The 20996-nt window shown below is 59.5% G+C and carries 17 protein-coding genes and 1 pseudogene; 9 read left to right on the top strand and 9 right to left on the bottom strand.

Features of this window, described 5'->3' with window-relative positions:
* The first annotated feature begins 16 nt into the window (after positions 1-16).
* Positions 17-925 (top strand): annotated as a pseudogene (locus tag AAEZ09_RS05210) (LysR family transcriptional regulator).
* Between the two features lie 58 nt (positions 926-983).
* On the opposite strand, the gene AAEZ09_RS05215 reads toward AAEZ09_RS05210, so the two are convergent.
* From AAEZ09_RS05215 to AAEZ09_RS05235, 5 genes are all read right to left on the bottom strand, one after another.
* Positions 984-1685 (bottom strand): ABC transporter ATP-binding protein, encoded by a 702-nt coding sequence (locus AAEZ09_RS05215; RefSeq protein WP_045061062.1) that lies wholly within the window; start codon positions 1683-1685, stop codon positions 984-986.
* Positions 1685-2452, bottom strand: a complete 768-nt coding sequence (gene livG / locus AAEZ09_RS05220) for a high-affinity branched-chain amino acid ABC transporter ATP-binding protein LivG (RefSeq protein WP_045061061.1) — start codon at positions 2450-2452, stop codon at positions 1685-1687. The genes AAEZ09_RS05215 and livG overlap by 1 nt, the downstream gene beginning before the upstream one ends.
* On the bottom strand, positions 2449-3705 hold the full coding sequence (locus tag AAEZ09_RS05225; RefSeq protein WP_045061060.1) for a high-affinity branched-chain amino acid ABC transporter permease LivM: 1257 nt from the start codon (positions 3703-3705) through the stop codon (positions 2449-2451). The genes livG and AAEZ09_RS05225 overlap by 4 nt, the downstream gene beginning before the upstream one ends.
* The gene (gene livH, locus AAEZ09_RS05230; RefSeq protein ID WP_045061059.1) at positions 3702-4625 is read right to left on the bottom strand and encodes a high-affinity branched-chain amino acid ABC transporter permease LivH; all 924 of its coding nucleotides are present in this window, start codon (positions 4623-4625) and stop codon (positions 3702-3704) included. The genes AAEZ09_RS05225 and livH overlap by 4 nt, the downstream gene beginning before the upstream one ends.
* Before the next feature lie 231 nt (positions 4626-4856).
* On the bottom strand, positions 4857-5984 hold the full coding sequence (locus AAEZ09_RS05235) for a branched-chain amino acid ABC transporter substrate-binding protein (protein ID WP_045061058.1): 1128 nt from the start codon (positions 5982-5984) through the stop codon (positions 4857-4859).
* Between the two features lie 351 nt (positions 5985-6335).
* Here AAEZ09_RS05235 and AAEZ09_RS05240 point away from each other — a divergent pair, with 351 nt between their 5' ends.
* Both AAEZ09_RS05240 and AAEZ09_RS05245 read left to right on the top strand, forming a co-directional pair.
* Positions 6336-6641: a DUF2288 domain-containing protein gene (locus tag AAEZ09_RS05240; RefSeq protein ID WP_045061057.1), complete on the top strand. Its 306-nt coding sequence runs from the start codon at positions 6336-6338 to the stop codon at positions 6639-6641.
* Between the two features lie 213 nt (positions 6642-6854).
* On the top strand, positions 6855-7763 hold the full coding sequence (locus AAEZ09_RS05245; RefSeq protein WP_082069223.1) for an NAD(P)-dependent oxidoreductase: 909 nt from the start codon (positions 6855-6857) through the stop codon (positions 7761-7763).
* Here AAEZ09_RS05245 and AAEZ09_RS05250 read toward each other — a convergent pair.
* Entirely contained in the window at positions 7654-9936 is a 2283-nt protein-coding gene (locus AAEZ09_RS05250; RefSeq protein WP_350598458.1) for a putative bifunctional diguanylate cyclase/phosphodiesterase, read from the bottom strand. The genes AAEZ09_RS05245 and AAEZ09_RS05250 overlap by 110 nt on opposite strands.
* A gap of 281 nt (positions 9937-10217) precedes the next feature.
* Between AAEZ09_RS05250 and AAEZ09_RS05255 the strand changes: the two genes are divergently transcribed.
* Positions 10218-11567, top strand: a complete 1350-nt coding sequence (locus tag AAEZ09_RS05255) for a spinster family MFS transporter (protein WP_350598459.1) — start codon at positions 10218-10220, stop codon at positions 11565-11567.
* 179 nt (positions 11568-11746) lie between these two features.
* Here the strand turns inward: AAEZ09_RS05255 and rapA are convergent, their stop codons facing one another.
* Entirely contained in the window at positions 11747-14593 is a 2847-nt protein-coding gene (gene rapA, locus AAEZ09_RS05260) for an RNA polymerase-associated protein RapA (RefSeq protein ID WP_350598461.1), read from the bottom strand.
* Positions 14594-14858: 265 nt separating this feature from the next.
* Between rapA and AAEZ09_RS05265 the strand changes: the two genes are divergently transcribed.
* The 3 genes from AAEZ09_RS05265 to ccoM all read left to right on the top strand — a co-directional run bounded on the left by AAEZ09_RS05265 (position 14859) and on the right by ccoM (position 15721).
* On the top strand, positions 14859-15200 hold the full coding sequence (locus AAEZ09_RS05265; protein ID WP_045061051.1) for a hypothetical protein: 342 nt from the start codon (positions 14859-14861) through the stop codon (positions 15198-15200).
* A gap of 96 nt (positions 15201-15296) precedes the next feature.
* Positions 15297-15458: a hypothetical protein gene (locus tag AAEZ09_RS05270; RefSeq protein WP_007959203.1), complete on the top strand. Its 162-nt coding sequence runs from the start codon at positions 15297-15299 to the stop codon at positions 15456-15458.
* A gap of 146 nt (positions 15459-15604) precedes the next feature.
* Entirely contained in the window at positions 15605-15721 is a 117-nt protein-coding gene (gene ccoM, locus AAEZ09_RS05275; protein WP_045061049.1) for a cytochrome c oxidase subunit CcoM, read from the top strand.
* A gap of 161 nt (positions 15722-15882) precedes the next feature.
* Here the strand turns inward: ccoM and AAEZ09_RS05280 are convergent, their stop codons facing one another.
* Both AAEZ09_RS05280 and AAEZ09_RS05285 read right to left on the bottom strand, forming a co-directional pair.
* Complete coding sequence (locus AAEZ09_RS05280; protein ID WP_205893099.1) at positions 15883-17358, bottom strand: inorganic phosphate transporter; 1476 nt, start codon at positions 17356-17358, stop codon at positions 15883-15885.
* A gap of 365 nt (positions 17359-17723) precedes the next feature.
* Entirely contained in the window at positions 17724-17924 is a 201-nt protein-coding gene (locus AAEZ09_RS05285; RefSeq protein WP_007903846.1) for a hypothetical protein, read from the bottom strand.
* Between the two features lie 654 nt (positions 17925-18578).
* Here AAEZ09_RS05285 and pcaR point away from each other — a divergent pair.
* The gene (pcaR, locus tag AAEZ09_RS05290; protein ID WP_045061047.1) at positions 18579-19421 is read left to right on the top strand and encodes a pca regulon transcriptional regulator PcaR; all 843 of its coding nucleotides are present in this window, start codon (positions 18579-18581) and stop codon (positions 19419-19421) included.
* Between the two features lie 141 nt (positions 19422-19562).
* Positions 19563-20909: a 4-hydroxybenzoate transporter PcaK gene (gene pcaK, locus AAEZ09_RS05295; protein WP_205893097.1), complete on the top strand. Its 1347-nt coding sequence runs from the start codon at positions 19563-19565 to the stop codon at positions 20907-20909.
* The last annotated feature ends 87 nt before the right edge of the window (positions 20910-20996 follow it).

Raw genomic sequence — 20996 nt, forward strand, 5'->3', positions numbered from 1 at the left:
CAAACGGAAACAATCAATGAGCGAAATGGATGACCTTGCGGCGTTCGCGGTATTGATCGAGGCGGGGAGTTTTACCCTGGCTGCGCAGCAACTGGGTTGCAGCAAGGGGCAATTGTCCAAGCGCATCAGCCTGCTGGAAAGCCGATTTTCCGTAGTCCTGCTGCAGCGCACCACCCGCCGCCTGAGTTTGACGGCGGCCGGCGCTGCGCTATTGCCCCAGGCCCAGGCACTGGTGGTGCAAGTGGAGAGGGCGCGGCAGGCATTGGCGCGATTGAAGGACGATATGGCCGGGCCAGTGCGCATGACTGTGCCGGTGTCGCTGGGCGAAACTTTCTTCGATGGGTTGTTGCTGGAATTCTCCCAACAGTACCCAGAGGTGCAAATCGAGCTGGACCTGAGTAACGAATTCCGCGATTTATCCCGAGAGGGTTTTGATCTTGCAGTGCGCTCCGAGGTCGGTAACGACGAGCGGCTGGTGGCCCGACCGCTGTTGGCCTGGCATGAGATGACCTGCGCCAGCCCGGTGTACCTTGAACACTATGGTGAGCCCACAACACCGCAGGCACTGGCAGAGCACCGCTGCCTGCTCAACAGCCATTACAGCGGTCGCGAAGAATGACTCTATCACCAGCAGCACGAGTTGCTGCGGGTGCGAGTGATGGGACCGTTCGCCAGCAATCATTACAGTCTGCTGAAGAAAGCGGCGCTGGCGGGGGCGGGGATTGCGCGGTTGCCGTCGTATTTATTGCAAACGGAGTTGGCCGACGGGCGCTTGCGCTGGTTGTTGCGTGATTATCAGACCCGCAGGATGCCAATGTATCTGGTGCATCCGTATCAGGGCGGTTTGCCGAAACGCACGCAGGTGCTGGCGGACTATCTGATGGGGTGGTTCAAGCGCAGTGGTGAGGCCTTGGACAAGCTTTGAGGCACGACACATGACCACTGTAGGAGCTGCCTCCGGCAGCTCCTACAGGGTATTGTGCTTAGCCGCCCAGATAAGCCTCGCGCACTTTCGGATCGGTCAGCAGCGCTTCACCAGTGCCTTGCATCACCACCCGACCGTTCTCCAGAACGTACGCTCGGTCAGCGATTTTCAGCGCCTGGTTGGCGTTCTGCTCCACCAGGAAAACCGTGACGCCATCCTTGCGCAGCTGTTCGATGATGTCGAAGATCTGCTGGATGATGATCGGTGCCAAACCCAGTGACGGCTCGTCCAGCAGCAGCAGCTTGGGTTTGCTCATCAGTGCGCGGCCGATGGCGAGCATCTGCTGTTCGCCGCCGGACATGGTGCCGCCGCGTTGACTGAAGCGCTCCTTCAGGCGTGGGAAAAGTCCGAGGACCTTGTCCATCTGTTCCTGGAAATCGCCCTTGTCGGTGAAGAATCCGCCCATGGCGAGGTTTTCTTCCACGGTCAGGCGAGCAAACACTCGACGGCCTTCCGGCACCACGGCAATGCTCTTGCGCATGATCTGCGCCGAAGTCTGCCCGACCAGTTCCTCGCCCATGTAGCGAATACTGCCGCTGTGAGCTTGAGGTGAACCGCACAACGTCATGAGCAAGGTGGACTTGCCGGCGCCGTTGGCACCAATCAGGGTGACGATTTCACCCTGGCGGATTTCCACATTGACGCCGTGCAAGGCCTGGATTTTGCCGTAGAAGGTGGAAACGTTTTCGAACTGCAGCATTACGCTTCCCCCAGGTAGGCTTTGATCACTTCAGGATTATCGCGGATCTGTTCCGGCGTGCCGTCGGCCAGGGGAGTGCCCTGGTTGATGACGACAATGTGGTCGGAAATACTCATCACCAGCTTCATGTCGTGTTCGATCAACAGCACGGTGACGTTGTGCTCTTCACGCAACACGCCGATCAGCGCCTTGAGGTCTTCGGTTTCCTTGGGGTTCAGGCCAGCAGCCGGTTCGTCGAGCATGAGGATCCGCGGGCGGGTCATCATGCAGCGGGCGATTTCCAGGCGACGTTGCTGACCGTAGGCCAGCGTGCCAGCCGTTCGGTTGGCGAATTCCCTGAGGTTGACCTTGTCCAGCCAGTACTCGGCAAATTCCATCGCCTCGCGCTCGCTTTTGCGGAACGCCGGGGTCTTGAACAGACCCGCCAGGAAGTTGGTGTTCAGGTGACGATGCTGGGCGATCAGGAGGTTCTCGACCGCCGTCATGTCCTTGAACAACCGCACGTTCTGGAAGGTTCGCACCACGCCTTTACGGGCGATCTCATGCCCGGCCAGGCCTTCGATCGCCTGGCCGTCGAGCAGGATGCTGCCACCGCTCGGCTTGTAGAAGCCGGTCAGGCAGTTGAACACCGTGGTCTTGCCAGCGCCGTTAGGGCCGATCAAGGCGACGACCTGTTTTTCCTTGACGGTCAGGGCCACGCCGTTGACCGCCAGCAAGCCGCCGAAGCGCATGCTCAGATTTTCGACTTTCAGGATCTCGCGGCTCATTTGCGCAGCTCCATGTGAGGACGTTGCATGGGCAGCAGACCCTGAGGACGCCAGATCATCATCAGCACCATCAAGGCACCGAACATCAACATGCGGTATTCACTGAACTCACGCATCATTTCCGGCAGCAGGATCATCACCACGGCAGCCAGGATCACCCCCAGCTGCGAGCCCATGCCACCCAGAACGACGATGGCGAGGATGATCGCCGACTCGATGAAGGTGAATGACTCGGGCGTGACCAGGCCCTGGCGGGCAGCAAAGAAACTGCCTGCAAAACCGGCGAAGCTGGCGCCCAGGGTGAAGGCCGACAGCTTGATGACGGTCGGGTTGAGACCGAGTGCACGGCAAGCGATCTCGTCTTCACGCAACGCTTCCCACGCACGGCCGATTGGCATGCGCAACAGGCGATTGATGACGAACAGGGCCGCCAGGGCCAGCAACAGCGCAACCAGGTAGAGGAAAATCACCTTGTTGATCGAGTTGTATTGCAGCCCGAAGTACTCATGGAACGTCTGCATGCCTTCGGCCGCTTTGCGTTCGAAGGTCAGGCCGAAGAACGTGGGCTTCTCGATGTTGCTGATGCCGTTCGGGCCGCCAGTGATGTCCGTGAGGTTACGCAGGAACAGACGGATGATCTCACCGAAACCCAGGGTCACGATCGCCAGGTAGTCACCCCGCAAGCGCAGAACCGGGAAGCCGAGCAGGAAGCCAAAGGTGGCTGCCATCAGGCCGGCGACCGGCAGGCAGACCCAGAAGCTCCAGCCCAGGTAGTGCGACAACAGCGCATAGCTATAGGCACCGACGGCGTAGAAACCGACGTAACCCAGGTCGAGCAGGCCTGCGAGACCGACCACGATGTTCAGGCCCAGGCCCAGCATCACGTAGATCAGGATCAGGGTCGCAATGTCCACCGCGCCACGGGAGCCGAAGAACGGCCAGACCAGGGCACCGATGATCAACGCGATGATGATCCAGCGCTGAGTGGTCGGCAGGGTCAGGAAGTTGCTGGCCTTGGCCGGAATCAACGGCATGGACGGCGAGGATTTCCAGGCCTTGCTGATAGGGTCGTCGAACAGTACCCGCAAGAACATGAGTGCCGAGCAGATCGCGATGATTGCAAGGGTCATGTTGCTGGTGCCGTGGACTTCCAGGTTGATGCCAACGATGGTCAGTTTGAGGCCGAGCACCGGATAGGCAACTGCCCAGACCAGGAGCGCGCTGAAGAGCGCTTGCTTAAGATTCTTAGTCATACCTTTTCAACCTCCGGACGGCCCAGGATGCCGGTCGGCCGGAACAACAGAACCAGAACCAACAAGCCGAAAGCCACGACGTCCTTGTACTGGTCGCCGAAGATATCGGCACCAAAGGCTTCCGCCACCCCAAGCACCAGTCCGCCGAGCATGGCGCCGGGAATGCTGCCGATGCCGCCAAGTACCGCAGCGGTAAAGGCCTTGAGGCCAACGAGGAAGCCGGCGTTCGGGTTGATCACGCCGTATTGCATGCTCAACAACACGGCTGCAATGGCTGCCAGCGCCGCACCGATGACGAAGGTCAGGGCAATGATGTTGTTGGTGTTGATACCCAGCAGGTTGGCCATCTTGATGTCTTCGGCGCAGGCGCGGCAGGCGCGACCCAGTCGGGAACGGGAGATGAACATCGTCAGGCCGAGCATGGCGACCAGGGTCACCACGAACACGACGATCTGCATGTACGAAATCAGCACTTCATGTGCACCACCTGGCCCGAATGAGAGATTCCCGGGGATCAGGTTGGGGATGGATTTGTCCTTGGAGTCTTGCGACAGCAGAACGGTGTTCTGCAGGAAGATCGACATGCCGATGGCCGAGATCAGCGGAATCAGACGGTTGCTGCCACGCAAGGGGCGATAGGCAATCCGTTCGATGCTGTAACCGTAGGCACTGCAGACGACGATGCTCGCGATGAAACCGGCAGTCATCAGCAGCGGGACGCTGTCGAGTCCCATCATGGCCAGGCCTGCGATGGCGATGAACGCCACGTAGGAGCCAATCATGTACACCTCGCCGTGGGCGAAGTTGATCATTCCAATGATGCCGTAAACCATCGTATAGCCGATGGCGATCAGGGCATACGTGCTGCCAACGGTCAGGCCGTTAACCAGCTGTTGGAAAAAGTGATAGATGTCAGGCATTACAGCGCTCCTAAAAACCTGATACGCATTTCACTGGTGGAGTCATTTTCCCGCCCGATCCCGCGGATCTGCATCCACTTCGAATTCGGGGTTTGCCAGCGAACCGCTGATGACGGTTTTGAGATTTTCAGGTGGGGAGACTTGCGGATCACGCAAGCGCGGCCCAGTACATTCGTAAAACAAAGCCCACGGCACGCCGTGGGCTTTGTGGGCAGTCAGTCAGGCAAGGCCTTACTGAGGCGAAGCTTCAGTTTTAGGTTTGCCGAAGTGCCACTCGTAAACCACAAATTTGAAGTCTTTCAGGTCGCCCTTGGCGTCGAAGCTCAGGTCGCCAGTCGGGGTTTTGAAAGTGCCAGCGTGAATGGCTTCAGCCACTTTTGCCGGGTCTTCGCTCTTGGCGGCAGTGATGCCACCAACAATGACTTCAACAGCCGAGTAGGAAGGGAACACGAACGGACCGCTCGGATCTTCTTTCTTGGCTTTGAATGCGTCAGCCAGGGCAATGTTGGCAGGGTCCTGGTCGAAGGATTTCGGCAGGGTTACCAGCAGGCCTTCGGAGGCGTCCTTGGCGATCTGCGAAATGGAGTCGTTACCCACGCCTTCCGGACCCATGAACTTGGCTTTCAGGCCTTTTTCCGAGGCTTGACGCAGGATCAGGCCCAGCTCCGGGTGGTAGCCGCCGTAGTAAACGAAGTCGACGTTGGCTTGCTTGAGCTTGGCGATCATCGAGGAGAAATCCTTGTCGCCGGCATTGATGCCTTCGAACACGGCAACCTTGGTGCCTTTCTTCTCGAGTGTTTGTTTCACGGCGGTAGCGATGCCTTCACCGTATTGCTGTTTGTCGTGCAGGACGGCAACGATTTTCGGCTTAACGTGATCGGCAATGTAGTTACCGGCTGCAGGGCCCTGGGCGCTGTCGAGACCGATGGTGCGGAACACCATCTTGTAACCACGGGAGGTGATGTCCGGGCTGGTGGCGGCCGGAGTGATCATGATCACGCCTTCGTCTTCGTAGATGTCCGAAGCCGGTTGAGTGGAGCTGGAGCACAGGTGGCCGACCACGAACTTGACGCCGTCGTTGACGACTTTGTTCGCAACCGCTACCGCTTGTTTTGGATCACAGGCGTCATCGTATTCAACGGCTTCGAGCTTCTTGCCGTCTACGCCGCCTTTGGCGTTGATCTGCTCGATGGCCATTTTGGCGCCACTGAACTGCATGTCGCCGTACTGGGCTACAGGACCGGTCTTCGGGCCGGCGATGCCGATCTTGATGGTGTCAGCTGCGAACGAATGGCTGGCAACCCCGGCCAGAACCATAGCGGCAAACAGTTTGGAAATCTGCTTAGTAGCCTTAGTCATAGTGCTCCACTCTTACTGTTGTAGTTTTTATAGTCCTGGCGCCGTAGCAGCAGAACCGGGTCAGATATCGTCGATACCCTCCGGAAATGCCCCCGACAACTGTACCGGTACAGTGTAGAGCGCCGATTGTCAGCCTGGGAAGGCAGCGCCGGGGGGCAAAACCAGAGGGTGTCGCTTAATTGAAAGAAAAATACAGAATCGCGGCGGGATGTTAGCTGGCTAATAGCTTGATTCACCTGCATTCCTTGGCTTTCCTGCGGTTTTCAATCGGTGAAGCAAATTGCATCCGGGTTTTGCTGCCAGACCATCGACGTTTATCATTCGCGTCGATTTCTTTTCCGGACAGAACCCATGAATCAAGAACCTAGCACCCTCTATGCCAAGCTGCTTGGTGAGACCGCATCTATTACCTGGAAAGAGCTTGAACCCTTCTTTGCCAAGGGTGCCCTGTTATGGGTCGACCCGGCTCTGGATTTGATCGCCGCGGCCGAGGCGGTGGCGGTTGACGAAGGTGAGAAAGTGGCTGCCTGGCTGGCCGACGACAAACTCGCCAAGGTCTCTGAATCGCGGGCGCTGGATCTTTTCGAGCGAGATCCAGAGCTGTGGGCCGTGGTGGTTTCGCCGTGGATTCTGATCCAGGAAAGGGCGGGCGAATAATCCTCTGCGCTTTTTTGGTGCATGAGCTGCTTGCTGGAAAGTGTGTAGGCCCGTAGCGTGATGGCATGTTGCCGTGGAGAAAGGCCACATCGAATGCCTGGCGAGGGTGACGTGCACGTAACGGGAACAGTTGGCTGACCCGCCATTGGTCTATTTAATTGTTTCCAGATGTTGGCCCAGTTCGAGCACACCAGGCTTTTTACCGCTATTCAAATGGAGGAACCACCCGTGGCAACTTTACCTTCCCTGGGATTTGCCGGTATCGGCCTGATGGGCTTGCCGATGTGCCAACGATTGATGGCGGCGGGCTTTGCGTTGACTGTGTGGAATCGCAATCCGGACAAGTGCTTGCCGCTGGTCGAGGCCGGGGCGCGACAGGTTTCGACGCCGGCCGAGCTGTGTGCGCACGCGGACGTGGTCATGCTTTGCCTGGCGGATACTGCAGTGGTGCGCGAAGTGGTGTTTGGCGCGGCAGGCATTGCCGAGGGTGCGAGAAACGGCCAGTTGCTGGTGGACTTTTCCAGCCTGGAGCCTGCGGCCACCAGGGAAATGGCCGCTGCGTTGAACGCATCAAGCGGCATGCAATGGCTGGACGCGCCAGTGTCTGGTGGCGTGGTGGGCGCCGAAGCGGGGTCGCTGGCGATCATGGTCGGCGGCGCGGCATCAGACCTCGAACGGGTCAGGACTGCATTGCTGAGCGTCGGTCAGCGGGTGACCCACATGGGGGGCGTCGGTGCGGGGCAGGTGACCAAGGCCTGCAACCAGATGATCGTTGCCTGCAATGCATTGGTCATTGCCGAAGTGGTGGCCTTGGCCGAGCGGTCCGGCGTTAACGCCAGCCTGATTGCCGAAGCGCTGGCAGGGGGGTTCGCCGATTCGAAGCCGTTGCAGATACTTGCGCCGCAAATGGCCGACAACCGTTTCGAACCGGTGAAATGGCACGTTCGCACACTGCTCAAGGATCTCGACACGGCAGTGAAATTATCCCGCGAGCAGGGGGCAGCGACACCCCTCAGCGCACTGGCCGCGCAATTGATGCGGTTGCACGGGAGTAAGGGCTTCCTGGAAAAGGATCCGTCGACGTTAGTGCAGATGTACCGCGAGCCTGGCCCGAGGGAATGACCGGGCTCGAATACTGGCGCTGGTTGATTTCGTTAAGGACGGGGCGCAGTTCGGCCAGCGGAACCGGGCGACTGAGCAAGTAGCCCTGGACGAAATCACAGCCGTAGCGCTCCAGGAATTCGTATTGCTCCAGCGTTTCGACGCCCTCGGTGACAACCTGCAAGTGCAGGGTATGGGCCATGATAATGATCGCCTGGACGATTTCCATGTCCTGGGTCGACTCGGGAATCTCCTGGATAAATGACCGATCGATCTTCAAGGTGTTGAGCGGCAGGCGTTTGAGATAGGCAAGGGAGGAATACCCGGTGCCGAAGTCGTCGATCGACAGGGATACCCCCAGCGCACGAATCTGGCGCAGCAACACCAGCGTGTTGGCGATGTTGCCCATCAGCGCATTTTCCGTGACTTCCAATTCCAGCCGTTGCGGGGCTACGCCGGCGACCCGCAACGCCTGTTCGATTTCATCGGCGAGTTCCTCGCGCGCCAGGTTCAGGGGTGAACAGTTCACCGCAATCCTGAGTGCTTCGCAGCCCTGGCGGGACAATTCACTCAAGTCTTCGCAGGCTTTGCGAAGCACCCAGTTGTCCAGTTCCGCAATCAGGCCGTTGGCTTCGGCGATGGCGATAAACCGCTCTGGCGAGAGCAGGCCATGCACCGGATGCTGCCAGCGCACCAGGGCTTCGAGCTTGCTCACCAGCCCGGTCTTGAGGTCGAAGATCGGTTGGTAATACAGCATCAGTCCGATGTTCTCGCGCAGGGCATGACGCAATTCTTCTTCCAGTTGCAATTCCAGCGTTGCACGGGTCTTCAGGTTCGCGCTGAAAAAATTCAGGCCGTTGCGGCCATTGCCCTTGGACTGGTAGAGCGCCAGGTCGGCGTTTTTCAACAGTTCTTCGCAGGTGCTGCCATCTTCGGGAAACAGGCTGATGCCAATGCTGGTGGTCATCACCATGCGCCGTCCCGCCAGCTCGATGGGTTCCTTCATTTTCATCATGATGCGCTGGGCCATTTGCCGGGCTTCTTCACGGTCCTGCAACCCAATGAGAATGCAGAACTCATCACCGCCGAAGCGTGCCACCACATCTTCATGGCTGCGTACCGAACTCTTGATGTGACTGGCCAGGACCTTGAGCAATTCGTCGCCGGCGTCATGGCCGAGGCTGTCGTTGATACGCTTGAAGTGGTCGATGTCCAGGAACACTACCGCGAGCATGCCGCCTTCCTTGGTCTTTTCGCTGAGCTTCTCGGCGAACAGTTGGTTGAACCCGCGGCGGTTGACCAGGCTGGTCAGGGCGTCGTAATGCGCTACCTGCTGCAACGACATCCGTGCCTGGTCGAGTTGGCTGAGCAAGGCATTGACCCGTTGCAGGTCGTGCTCCTTGTGTTGCAGCTTTTTGTCGGCCAAGGCCGCGCTGATACTGCTGCCGATGATCAGCAGCGTCATGACGGCCAGGGTGAGTCCCAGTTGCAGGTGATCGTTTTCGCCAGGCGGCGTCAGGACACTGCCTGCAGGCAGCACCAGATTGAACGCGGCCATGCCCGTGAAGTGCATGCTGAAGAGACCGGCGCCAAGCACCAGGCTGGCGGTGTATTTCTTCAGTTGATGGGGCAGGCCCATGCCGCCGCGCAACTGCCGGGCGATCAGCAGGGCGGCAAGGCCGGCCAGCATGGCGATTAGCACAGACAGTGTGAACAACGTCGGCTCGAAGTAAGCGGCGGCTTCGGAGCGCATGGCACCCATGCCGACGTAATGCATGGCGGCGATACCCAGGCCAATGCACACCGAGGCTTTTACGTAACACCACAGGGTTTGTTGCGCCTGGCTGAGGGTGAGCATCACCAGCCATGAGGCGAGCAGGGCAATCATCAGGGAGGCGAGGGTGATGGGCAGGGCGTAATGGACTTCGACAGGCGCTTGAAACGCTAGCATGCCAATGAAGTGCATGGCCCAGATTCCACCTGCCAGGCAGGCGGTTCCTGTCAGGCGCCACAGGCGCTGGGATTGCGCCTTCTGTGCATGATCCACCCGTTCGGCCATGTCCAGCATGGCAAAGCTGCCAACGCACGCAACCACGTATGCCAGCAGCACCAGAAAAGGATTGTGGGTGCAACTCAGGATTACCTGTCCACTGTCTGGTAGGCCGGTAATGAAAGGCAAACCAAGCCATTCCATAGCATTTCCCGTTTGTCGTCATCCTGGCTGCCGCCACTGCTGCAGGCGGGTTGCCTTGGAGTATAGAGCGCACGGCGGAAGCGCAAGCTGTGGTGGCAGTTTGGCGTCAATCGATTTGGAATGAGTATTAGAGCGTTTGGCAATAACCAAATCGCGCCGGCAGTTGGCTCTTCATGGCCGCCTATCAGCTTAACGAATAATTACAGACAGCTTGTGCGGGCGTGACTAGATTGCATGTTCCGGGGGCAGTTAAGCCCCATAACAATAAAAGAGACGGAAGCATGCAGAACTCGACCCAAGCGGCGAATGCGTGGCGCATTCTGTTCCTGTTGTTCCTGGCCAACCTGTTCAACTTTTTCGACCGCACCATCCCGGCCATCATCATCGAGCCCATCCGCATGGAATGGCACTTGAGTGATTTTCAGCTGGGGATCATCGGTACGGCATTTACCATCGTCTATGCAATCGCCGGCCTGCCCCTTGGGCGAATGGCCGATACCGGTTCACGGGCCAAGTTGATGGGGTGGGGGCTGGCGGCCTGGAGCGGGCTGACAGCGGTCAATGGCCTGGTCGGCAGTTTCTGGACGTTTTTGCTCGTGCGCATGGGTGTTGGTATTGGCGAAGCCAGTTATGCACCGGCAGCCAATTCGTTGATCGGCGACCTGTTCCCGGCGCACCGGCGTGCCCGGGCCATGGGTATCTTCATGCTGGGCCTGCCACTGGGTCTGTTGCTGGCTTTCTTCACCATCGGCTGGATGGTCAAGACATTCGACAGCTGGCGTGCGCCGTTTTTCATTGCCGCAGTGCCGGGCCTGCTTCTGGCGGTGTTCATGTTTTTCATCAAGGAACCCAAGCGTGGTGCCGCGGAAAGTGTGCAGGTGTCCCAGGAGCGCGTCGAGCGGCCAATCCGTCGGGTATTGGCCGTGCCGACCTTCCTGTGGCTGGTGATGGCGGGGTTGTGCTTCAACTTCGCGACTTATGCCTGTAACTCATTCCTGGTGCCGATGCTGCAACGCTACTTCCTGATGCCACTGCATGACGCTGCGGTGGCGACCGGGGTGATTGTCGGTGTCACCGGGTTGTTCGGCCTGACCCTGGGCGGGTTGGTCGCTGACAAGATCCACCAGCGGGTCGCCAATGGGCGGCTACTGTTTGCAGCCTTCAGCCTGATTGTCTCGACCGTATGCACTGCCTGGGCCCTGCACGCCGGGCGAATCGAGATCGGACTCTTTGTCGGGGTATTCAGCCTGGGCTGGCTGTTTGCCTACAACTTCTACACCTGCGTCTACACCGCGATCCAGGACGTGGTCGAGCCGCGCTTGCGAGCAACGGCGATGGCGCTGTTTTTTGCCGGCTTGTACCTGCTGGGCGGCGGATTGGGGCCGGTGGTGGTAGGTGGGCTGTCCGATCACTTCGCCCACACGGCGATGCTGGCGGCTGGCGCCGGGCAGATGACCGAAGCGTTCAAGGCGGTAGGCCTGCACGATGCGATGTACCTGATACCGGTGGCACTGTTCTTCACCATGGTGTTTCTGTTCATGGCTTCGCGGTGTTTTGTGCGGGATGCGAAGCGGATGAAGGATGGGCTGGTGGCTGTGGTTGAGCCAGGGGCTTGTGCGGCGACTGCGTAATCGCCTGCGTCGGAACGCCGCCCCGACCAAGCCCTCCCACAGCGGATCTGTGGCGTTCAAAAATCGACTTTGGGAGCGGGCTTGCCCGCGAAGAGGCCATCAGCAACACCACAACAAACCGGAATAAAAAAGGCCCGCATCGCTGCGGGCCTTTTCCGTTTGCCGATGGGGCAGGGGACTTACCCCGCCACCAGCACCCGAATCGCTTCCAGTCGCAACGCAGCCTTGTCGAGCATGGCCAGGCCTTGCTCGCGTTGTTTGCGCAGTGCTACCAGTTCGCTGTCGCGTACCGTCGGGTTGACCGCTTGCAGGGCGGTCAGGCGTGCCAGTTCTTCGTCCGTGTCGGCGGCCAGGCGGCGCTGGGCTTCGGCGACGCGCTCGGCATGGCGCGGGAAGATCTTTTCTTCACCGGCGTTGATCCGTGGCGTCAGCTGGTCACGCTGGGCCTGGATGAACTTGTTGGCGCTGGCCCGAGGAACGCTTTCGAGCTGGTCGTTGAGGGTTTCGAACGCTACGCGAGCCGACAAGTCGTTGCCGTTGGCATCGAGCAGGCAGCGCAGGGCGGCTGGCGGCAGATAGCGCCCCAGCTGCAGTGAGCGCGGCGCCACCACTTCGCTGACGTAGAGCAGTTCCAGCAACACGGTGCCAGGTTTGAGCGCCTTGTTCTTGATCAGCGCCACGGCGGTATTGCCCATCGAGCCGGACAGCACCAGATCCATGCCACCCTGGACCATCGGGTGTTCCCAGGTGATGAATTGCATGTCTTCGCGAGACAGCGCCTGGTTGCGGTCGTAGGTGATGGTAACGCCTTCGTCGTCGCCCAGCGGGAAGCTGGCGTCGAGCATTTTTTCACTCGGCTTGAGGATCAGCGCGTTTTCCGAGTGGTCTTCGCTGTCGATGCCGAAGGCGTCGAACAGGGTTTCCATGTAGATGGGCAGGGCGAACTGATCGTCTTGCTCAAGAATGTCCTCGACCAGTGCATCACCTTCGCCGGCACCGCCGGAGTTGAGCTCCAGCAAGCGGTCGCGGCCGGTGTGCAGCTCGGCTTCCAGGCGCTCGCGCTCGGCGCGGGCTTCGTCGATTAACGCTTGCCACTCGCCGTCGTCGGCATTTTCCAGCAACGGCAGCAGGCGCGAGCCGAACTGATGCTGCAGCGCGTTGCCGGTCGGGCAGGTGTTGAGGAACGCGTTCAGGGCCTCGTGGTACCACTGGAACAGACGCTCCTGCGGACTGGTTTCCAGGTAGGGCACGTGCAGCTCGATAATGTGCTTCTGGCCGATCCGGTCGAGACGACCGATGCGTTGCTCCAGCAGGTCCGGGTGCGCAGGCAGGTCGAACAGCACCAGGTGATGCGAGAACTGGAAGTTGCGACCTTCACTACCGATTTCCGAGCAGATCAGGACTTGGGCACCAAATTCCTCGTCGGCGAAATAGGCGGCGGCGCGGTCACGCTCAAGGATGTTCATGCCTTCGTGGAACACCGTCGCCGGGATGCCGGAACGCACGCGCAGGGCGTCTTCCAGGTCCATCGCGGTTTCGGCATGGGCGCAAATCACCAGAACCTTGGTGCGCTTGAGCATCTTCAGTTGATCGATCAGCCACTCGACACGTGGGTCGAACTTCCACCAGCGCTCTTCTTCATTGGCATCCGGCTGGGCCTGGAAGCTCACTTCCGGATACAGCTCGGCGTGATCGCCCAGGGGCAGCTCGAGGTATTCGTCCGGGCACGGTAGCGGATACGGGTGCAGTTTGCGTTCCGGGAACCCCTGCACGGCGGCGCGGGTGTTACGGAACAGCACGCGTCCGGTGCCATGGCGATCCAGCAGTTCGCGAACCAGGCGCGCACTGGCTTCGGTGTCGCCATCGTTGACCGCAGCCAGCAGCGCTTCGCCTTCATTACCGAGGAAACCGTGGATGGTCTTGTGCGCTTCAGGCGACAGACGCCCCTGGTCCAGCAGCTCCTGAACGGCTTCGGCCACCGGGCGGTAGTTTTCGCTCTCGGCGCGGAAGGCGTGCAGGTCATGGAAACGGTTCGGATCGAGCAGGCGCAGGCGTGCGAAGTGGCTGTCCTGGCCGAGTTGTTCCGGGGTGGCGGTCAGCAACAGGACGCTGGGAATGACTTCGGCCAGTTGCTCGACCAGGGAATACTCAGGGCTGGCCTTTTCTTCGTGCCAGACCAGATGGTGTGCTTCATCGACCACCAGCAGGTCCCAGCCGGCAGCAAACAGCGCGTCCTGGGCTTTTTCGTCGTCCACCAGCCACTCAAGCGCAACCAATGCCAGCTGGGTGTCTTCGAACGGGTTGGTCGCATCGCTTTCGATAAAGCGTTCTTCGTCGAACAGCGCGACCTGCAGGTTGAAACGGCGGCGCATCTCTACCAGCCACTGGTGCTGCAGGTTTTCCGGAACCAGGATCAGCACACGGCTGGCGCGGCCCGAGAGCAATTGGCGATGGATCACCAGGCCGGCTTCGATGGTTTTACCCAGGCCTACTTCGTCCGCCAGCAGAACCCGAGGGGCGATGCGGTCAGCGACTTCGCGGGCAATGTGCAGCTGGTGGGCGATCGGTTGCGCCCGAACGCCGCCCAGGCCCCACAAAGAGGACTGCAGCTGGCGGCTGGTATGTTCCAGCGTGTGGTAGCGCAGGGAGAACCAGGCCAGCGGGTCGATCTGGCCGGCGAACAGACGGTCGCTGGCCAGGCGGAACTGAATGAAGTTCGACAGCTGGGTTTCCGGCAGGGTGACGGTTTCGTTCTGCGCGTTGAGGCCGTGGTAGACCAGCAGGCCGTCGACATCGTCGACTTCCTGTACGGTCAGTTTCCAGCCTTCGAAGTGAGTGATCGAGTCACCCGGAGAAAACCTCACGCGGGTGAGGGGCGCATTCCGTAGCGCGTACTGGCGGGTATCGCCAGTGGCCGGATAGAGCACGGTCAACAAGCGGCCGTCCTGTGCCAGAACGGTGCCCAAACCCAGCTCGGCTTCGCTGTCACTAATCCAGCGTTGCCCCGGTTGATACTGCTGCGCCATGCTGCCTGACTCCCACCTTGAAAAAGCGGGCTATCTTAACGGAATGAGGGCTCCAGGCCAAAGGATAACGCGCGCAGGCGCTGCCGCAAGCGGCGATCTTTTTGATCCTGGTGGAACGTCTGGGTCAGACGTTGTCCGATAAATGACAGTCCAATCCCCCAAGCCCGCCGCCACCGCGCAAGTGCCAACCGGGTCACAGTTTGCGTGAGCTGGCTCAAGTCGCGGTCCCCGCAGCCGACAGCCTGCTGACAGGAGAACAAAAATCATGCTGCCACCGATGCTCCCATTGAGTGCCGTGCCGATCACTTCACAGCAGGACCCGGTTCGCCAGCGCCCGGACATCGCGCCCGTGACCCCGGTACAGCAGACCTCCAGCGACAGCACGATCGACCTGCAGCAGCGCGACCCCGAGGAAGCAGCATTTCAGCTGCGCGAAGAACAGCGCCGTCAGCAGCAGCGAGAAAAGCGTCGGCGAGAAGCCGATGGCCAATCTGATCAGCATTTGCCGATTCCCGGCTATGAGTTGAACGCGGACAACACGGTGCCAGTGGCGCCGTTGATCGAAGACGAGCCGAGGCAGGGTTTGTGGGTCGATATCGAGATCTGATGCCAGCACTGGTCAGCGCCGTCGTCAGGCTCCATTATTGGCGGGAACATGCGTGCAAGCGCAGCACCTTTAAACGATGCGATGTATTAAAAAAACATGAGCCAGGACGACAAACTGATCGATCTCAACACTGAACGCGCCAAGCGGGTTCATGACCTCAACGAGAAGCGCCTCAATGAAGTGCGCCAGGCATTCGAGCAGGCCATGCCTTTGGGAAAACCCAAGAAGAAGCCGAAGAACAAACCGAAAAAGCGTTAAGCCCCCCCCCTGCATTGTTTGATGCAGGTCAGTTTTGCCTCTCCTTTACGCCCAGTCTCGGGCGACATTGATCCCGGTCAATTTTCTCTCCTGCCCGATTGGTTAACTTAGCCCTATCGCAACAGGGCAAGTGCTGGAGGCCAGTCATGTTTTTCGACAACGTGGTGATCGCCGGAGTGCTGACAGTCGGCCTCATGGTTCTGTTTTTTGCAGGGTTTGGATTTTTCATCTGGCAAGACTCGCACAAACGGAAAAAACCGTAGGTCTTTCTGGAAACAATGAGCACGCAAGGCATTTTGGGCAACTTCGGTTGCCCTTTTTTTTTGCCCGCGAAAAGGCCGGGGCTTCCCAAGATTGGCGGTTGTTTGCAGGCATAAAAAAGGCGCGAACCTCACGGGACGCGCCTTTTTTGTGCCGCTGACTATCAGCTACCCAGCGCCTTCGACGCCAGCCAGAACAGGCCGGCCGACAAGCCTACCGTTGCCGGCAGGGTCAACACCCAGGCCAGCAGGATGGTTTTCACGGTGCCGCCTTGCAGGCCACTTTTGTTCGCGACCATGGTACCGGCCACGCCCGAGGACAGTACGTGAGTGGTGGAAACCGGCAGGCTAAAGATGTTTGCCATGCCGATCAGGCTCGCGGTGGTGATCTGCGCCGACATGCCCTGGGAATAGGTCATGCCCTGCTTGCCGATTTTCTCGCCGATGGTCAGTACCACGCGCTTCCAGCCAACCATGGTGCCCAGGCCCAGCGCCAGGGCGACCGCCAGGATGACCCAGAACGGGGCGTATTCGGTGGTGGTGGTCAAGTCCTTGCGCAGCTTGTCCAGGTCGGCCTTTTCACGTGCGGCCAAGCCAGGCAATTTGCTGACTTTCTTCGCCGTGTCATCCAGGCAGAGCAGGTAGCGACGCACTTCGATGCGACTGTCCGACGGCAGCGAGTGGTAGTCGGAAACACCTTTCAAAGTGCCGAGCAGGGCGGTGATGGTCGGTTCGGTCTGTTGCGGGTTGCACCGGAATTTCTCCGGCAGATCGCCTTCCACGCTCTTGCCCAGGGCCAGGAACTCGCCCAGGGTATCGGCATTGCGCTTGTAGAACTGGCTCAAGTGCAGGGTCGCGTCGCGAGTCCGTTCGATCTGGTATGTAGTGCTGCCCAGGTCAAGTACGAACTGCGCCGGGACGATACCGATCAGCACCAGCATGATCAGGCCGATACCTTTCTGGCCGTCGTTGGAACCGTGCACGAAACTCACGGCCATGGCCGAAATAACCAGGACCAGGCGGTTCCAGAAAGGCGGGTGTTTCTTGTCGTCGATCTTGCGGCGCTGTTCCGGCGTCTTGTGCATCTTCGACAGCGGGCGCCACCATTTCAGGCCGATCAGGATCAGCGCGGCGATCAGGAAACCGGCCATTGGCGAAAAGACGAGGGAGGCGGCGATATCGATCGCTTTCTGCCAGTTCACACCGTCTGCCAGCGGAATGTCGTTGATCAGGGCGTTGGCCAGGCCGACACCGAGAATCGAACCGATCAGCGTGTGGGAGCTGGAGGCCGGGATACCGAAGTACCAGGTGCCCAGGTTCCAGGTGATGGCCGCGGCAAGCAGCGAGAACACCATGGCCAGCCCGTGACCGGTGTTCACATTGATCAGCAGTTCTACCGGCAGCAGGTGGACGATGGCATACGCCACGCCGACACCGCCCAGCAGCACGCCGAGAAAGTTGAACACACCGGAAAAGAACACCGCCAGATGGGGCGGCATGGCTTTGGTGTAAATAACGGTGGCCACCGCGTTAGCGGTGTCATGAAAGCCGTTGATGAACTCGAAGGCGAGGACAAAGGCCAGGGCGAGCAAGAGGCTCACGAGCACCCAAGCATCCAGTCCGCTGAATAAATCGATCATGAAGGTTTTCTGACCCGGTCGTAAGGGGGCGCGATTATGCCAGAAAAGGATGGAAATCGATGCACTAGCTGCTCATCGGTAACATTCTTCAACGATTTAGTTTGCGCTTGGCGGTGCCTCGGCGGGTTTTGCAGGTCTTTGAATCTTAAGGTAAAGGCTGCACACACAGGGGTTTCTCCGAGCAACTGGAAAAATATGAACACCCGTAGGAAATTTCTGAAATAAGGGTCAGAAATGAACCTGTCACCTCATCCGGTGGACAAGGTAGCCGCTGCCCGCTCGTAGCGGGCGCGAAGGCATCATCGACTCAAGCCGCTTTTAGCAGGCCCGCGTCCAGACCCCTGGAAAGATCAAAGCCCAGCGATTCATGGCTCTTCGGCTTTGAGTTCCTTTTCCATCTTTTGCAGTTCCTGGCTGAACGCCTGATCCTGAACGGTGGCGCGCTTACGCCAGGGTTTACGTTCCGGTTCGGGCTGTGCGGCGTAGGTGGTGACTTCCCCGCCGTAAACTTCCTTGTAACGTTGTTCCTGGCGCTCAAGTTCCGCGCGCAGTTCGTCTTTCGTCACAGTGCTACCTGTATGAGTTGAGATTGATTCTGGTGAAACGCACTGCACAGCGGTATCGAGTGCAGTCGGCGTCAACCCGGGAGGTTTTCGTTGGCGAGAGCATTCAATACAGGTTACAGGCGGCCACGGCACCAGAGATAAACAGCTGACGTAGCATCAGTCTCCAGTTTGAGCGAGCGCGTTGGCGTTGAATCCAGTGATCAGCGGCAGGCGCTTGCTGCTGGGGGCGACAATGGAACATTGCGCCACCCAATGGTGGACTCGGCAGGTGAGTAGCCGAGTCGCCATTGAATTGTATTATAGCGGCCGTTTCGTAGAACACTATCTCTAAACCGTTAAAACAAGATATTGCGCGAAGTTTGTTTAATGCGACATAAGTTTTACCCTGAACTAGGCCGTTCAGGGTATGTATTTTGTGACGCTGAATTTCTGACGCCATTGTGGCCGGCAAGTTCGCAGCCAATTGCCCACCCTTAGTTGTACGAGAGTTCCGTTCCAGGAAAACTTCCGGCGCTCGTCAGCTGTGTGGCCGACAGTGGGTTTGCGATAATCGGTTGATGGTTCGATAATCGCCCGATGTTGACCGGTGTCTCTTGTGCACCGTACCGGAGCCGCTTGTAATGGCTCCCGAATCGTGTGGGAAAAGGACCTGATATGAACGACCAACTGCGCAACTCCTTCGCTTCAGTGGCGCCGCCGATAGTCGCGTCTCCCGCCAAACGGATCCAGGCGCTGACCGGCGACCCGGATTTCATGACGTCGCTCGCCCGCGGCCTGGCGGTGGTGCAGGCCTTCCAGGAGCGCAAGCGCCACCTGACCATTGCCCAAATCAGCCACCGCACGGAAATACCTCGCGCTGCAGTGCGACGTTGCCTGCACACGCTGATCAAGCTCGGCTACGCCACCACGGACGGGCGCACCTATTCACTGCTGCCCAAAGTCCTGACGCTCGGCCATGCCTACCTGTCATCCACGCCGCTGGCGGTCTCCGCCCAGCCGTACCTGGACCGCATGAGCGAACAACTGCACGAGGCCTGCAACATGGCCACGCTGGAGGGCGATGACATTTTGTACATCGCGCGCTCGGCGACCACCCAACGGCTGATCTCGGTCGACCTCTCGGTGGGCGGGCGGCTTCCCGCCTATTGCACCTCTATGGGCAGAATCCTGTTGGCCGCGCTGGACGACACTTCGCTGCGCGAGTACCTCGATCACGCCGAGTTACAGGCCAAGACCAGCCGTACCCTGCACACTCCCGAAGCCTTGCTCGAATGTTTGCAAGAGGTACGGCAACAGGGCTGGTGCATCGTCGACCAGGAACTCGAACAAGGCCTGCGCTCGATCGCCGTTCCCGTGTATGACGCCTCCGGGCAGGTGGTGGCGGCATTAAACGTCAGCACCCACGCTGGCCGGGTCAGTCGCAACGAACTCGAACAGCGATTCCTGCCTGGGCTGCTCAGTGCCAGCCGCGACCTCAGCAGTCAGCTCTTTGCCTAGCGCACAGCTGCGAAGTGTTCGATAAACGCACAGACTCGCGTTTATCGAATTGACGCTGTTTCCCCAGGATCATTAATGTCGCCGCAGCGCCAGCACTAGGCTGGCACCTGTTCGACTGCGTTCTTGCGTGGAATAAAAATAATGAACCAGCCCCAGTCTGTTGTAGGTAACTGCCTCGACGTGCAGTCCTTCATCAATGCCCAACCCATTTCGCGCTACCAGTGGCGAGTGGTGATCCTGTGTTTCCTGATTGTCTTTCTCGATGGCCTTGACACGGCGGCCATGGGTTTCATCGCGCCGGCACTGTCCCAGGACTGGGGGATCGATCGGGCCAGCCTCGGCCCGGTAATGAGTGCTGCCCTGATCGGCATGGTGTTTGGCGCATTGGGCTCCGGCCCGCTGGCTGACCGCTTCGGACGCAAAGTGGTGCTGGTCGGTGCGGTGGTGCTGTTCGGCGCATTCAGCCTCGCGTCGGCCTACAGCACCAACGTCGACCAACTGCTGGTATTGCGGTTTCTCACGGGCCTGGGCCTGGGGGCCGGGATGCCGAACGCGACCACACTGCTGTCGGAATACACCCCGGAGCGCAAAAAATCTTTGCTGGTGACCAGCATGTTCTGCGGTTTTAACCTGGGCATGGCGGGCGGCGGGTTCATCTCGGCCAAGCTGATCCCCATGTTCGGCTGGCACAGCCTGTTGTTTATTGGCGGGGTCCTTCCGCTGATCCTCGCCGTTGTCCTGTTGTTCTGGTTACCGGAATCGGCGCGTTACCTGGTGGTACGCAATCGCGGCACCGATAAAGTGCGCAAGACCCTCGCGCCCATCGACCCGGTCGTTGTCGCCCAGGCTGCAAGCTTCAGTGTGCCGGAACAGAAAACCGTCAAAGCCCGCAACGTGTTTGCGGTGATCTTCAACGGCACCTACAGCACCGGCACGTTGCTGTTGTGGCTCACCTATTTCATGGGGCTGGTGATTGTCTACCTGCTGACCAGCTGGTTACCGACCTTGATGCGCGATAGCGGCGCCAGCATGGAACAAGCGGCCTTCATCGGCGCGTTGTTTCAGTTCGGCGGGGTATTGAGCGCCGTAGGAGTGGGCTGGGCGATGGATCGCTTCAATCCGCACAAGGTCATCGGCATTTTCTACCTGCTGGCGGGGGTGTTTGCCTACGCGGTAGGGCAGAGCCTGGGCAACATCACGTTATTGGCGACGTTGGTGCTGGTGGCCGGGATGTGCGTTAACGGCGCGCAATCGGCCATGCCGTCGCTGGCGGCGCGGTTTTATCCGACACAGGGGCGGGCGACGGGCGTCTCGTGGATGCTGGGCATTGGCCGCTTCGGCGCGATTCTCGGCGCATGGATGGGCGCGACGTTGCTGGGCCTGGGCTGGAACTTCGAGCAGGTGCTGACGGCGTTGGTGATACCGGCGGCACTGGCGACGGCGGCGGTGGTGATCAAGGGCATGGTCAGTCATGCGGATGCGACCTGAACCCGGTTGCGGCCCGCTAAAGATCGCAGCCTGCGGCAGCTCCTACGTGTGCGCGAAGTCCGGTAGGAGGTGCCGAAGGCTGAGATT

Origin of the sequence: Pseudomonas sp. 65/3-MNA-CIBAN-0223 (assembly GCF_040310425.1) — a bacterium.
GTDB lineage: Bacteria > Pseudomonadota > Gammaproteobacteria > Pseudomonadales > Pseudomonadaceae > Aquipseudomonas > Aquipseudomonas gregormendelii.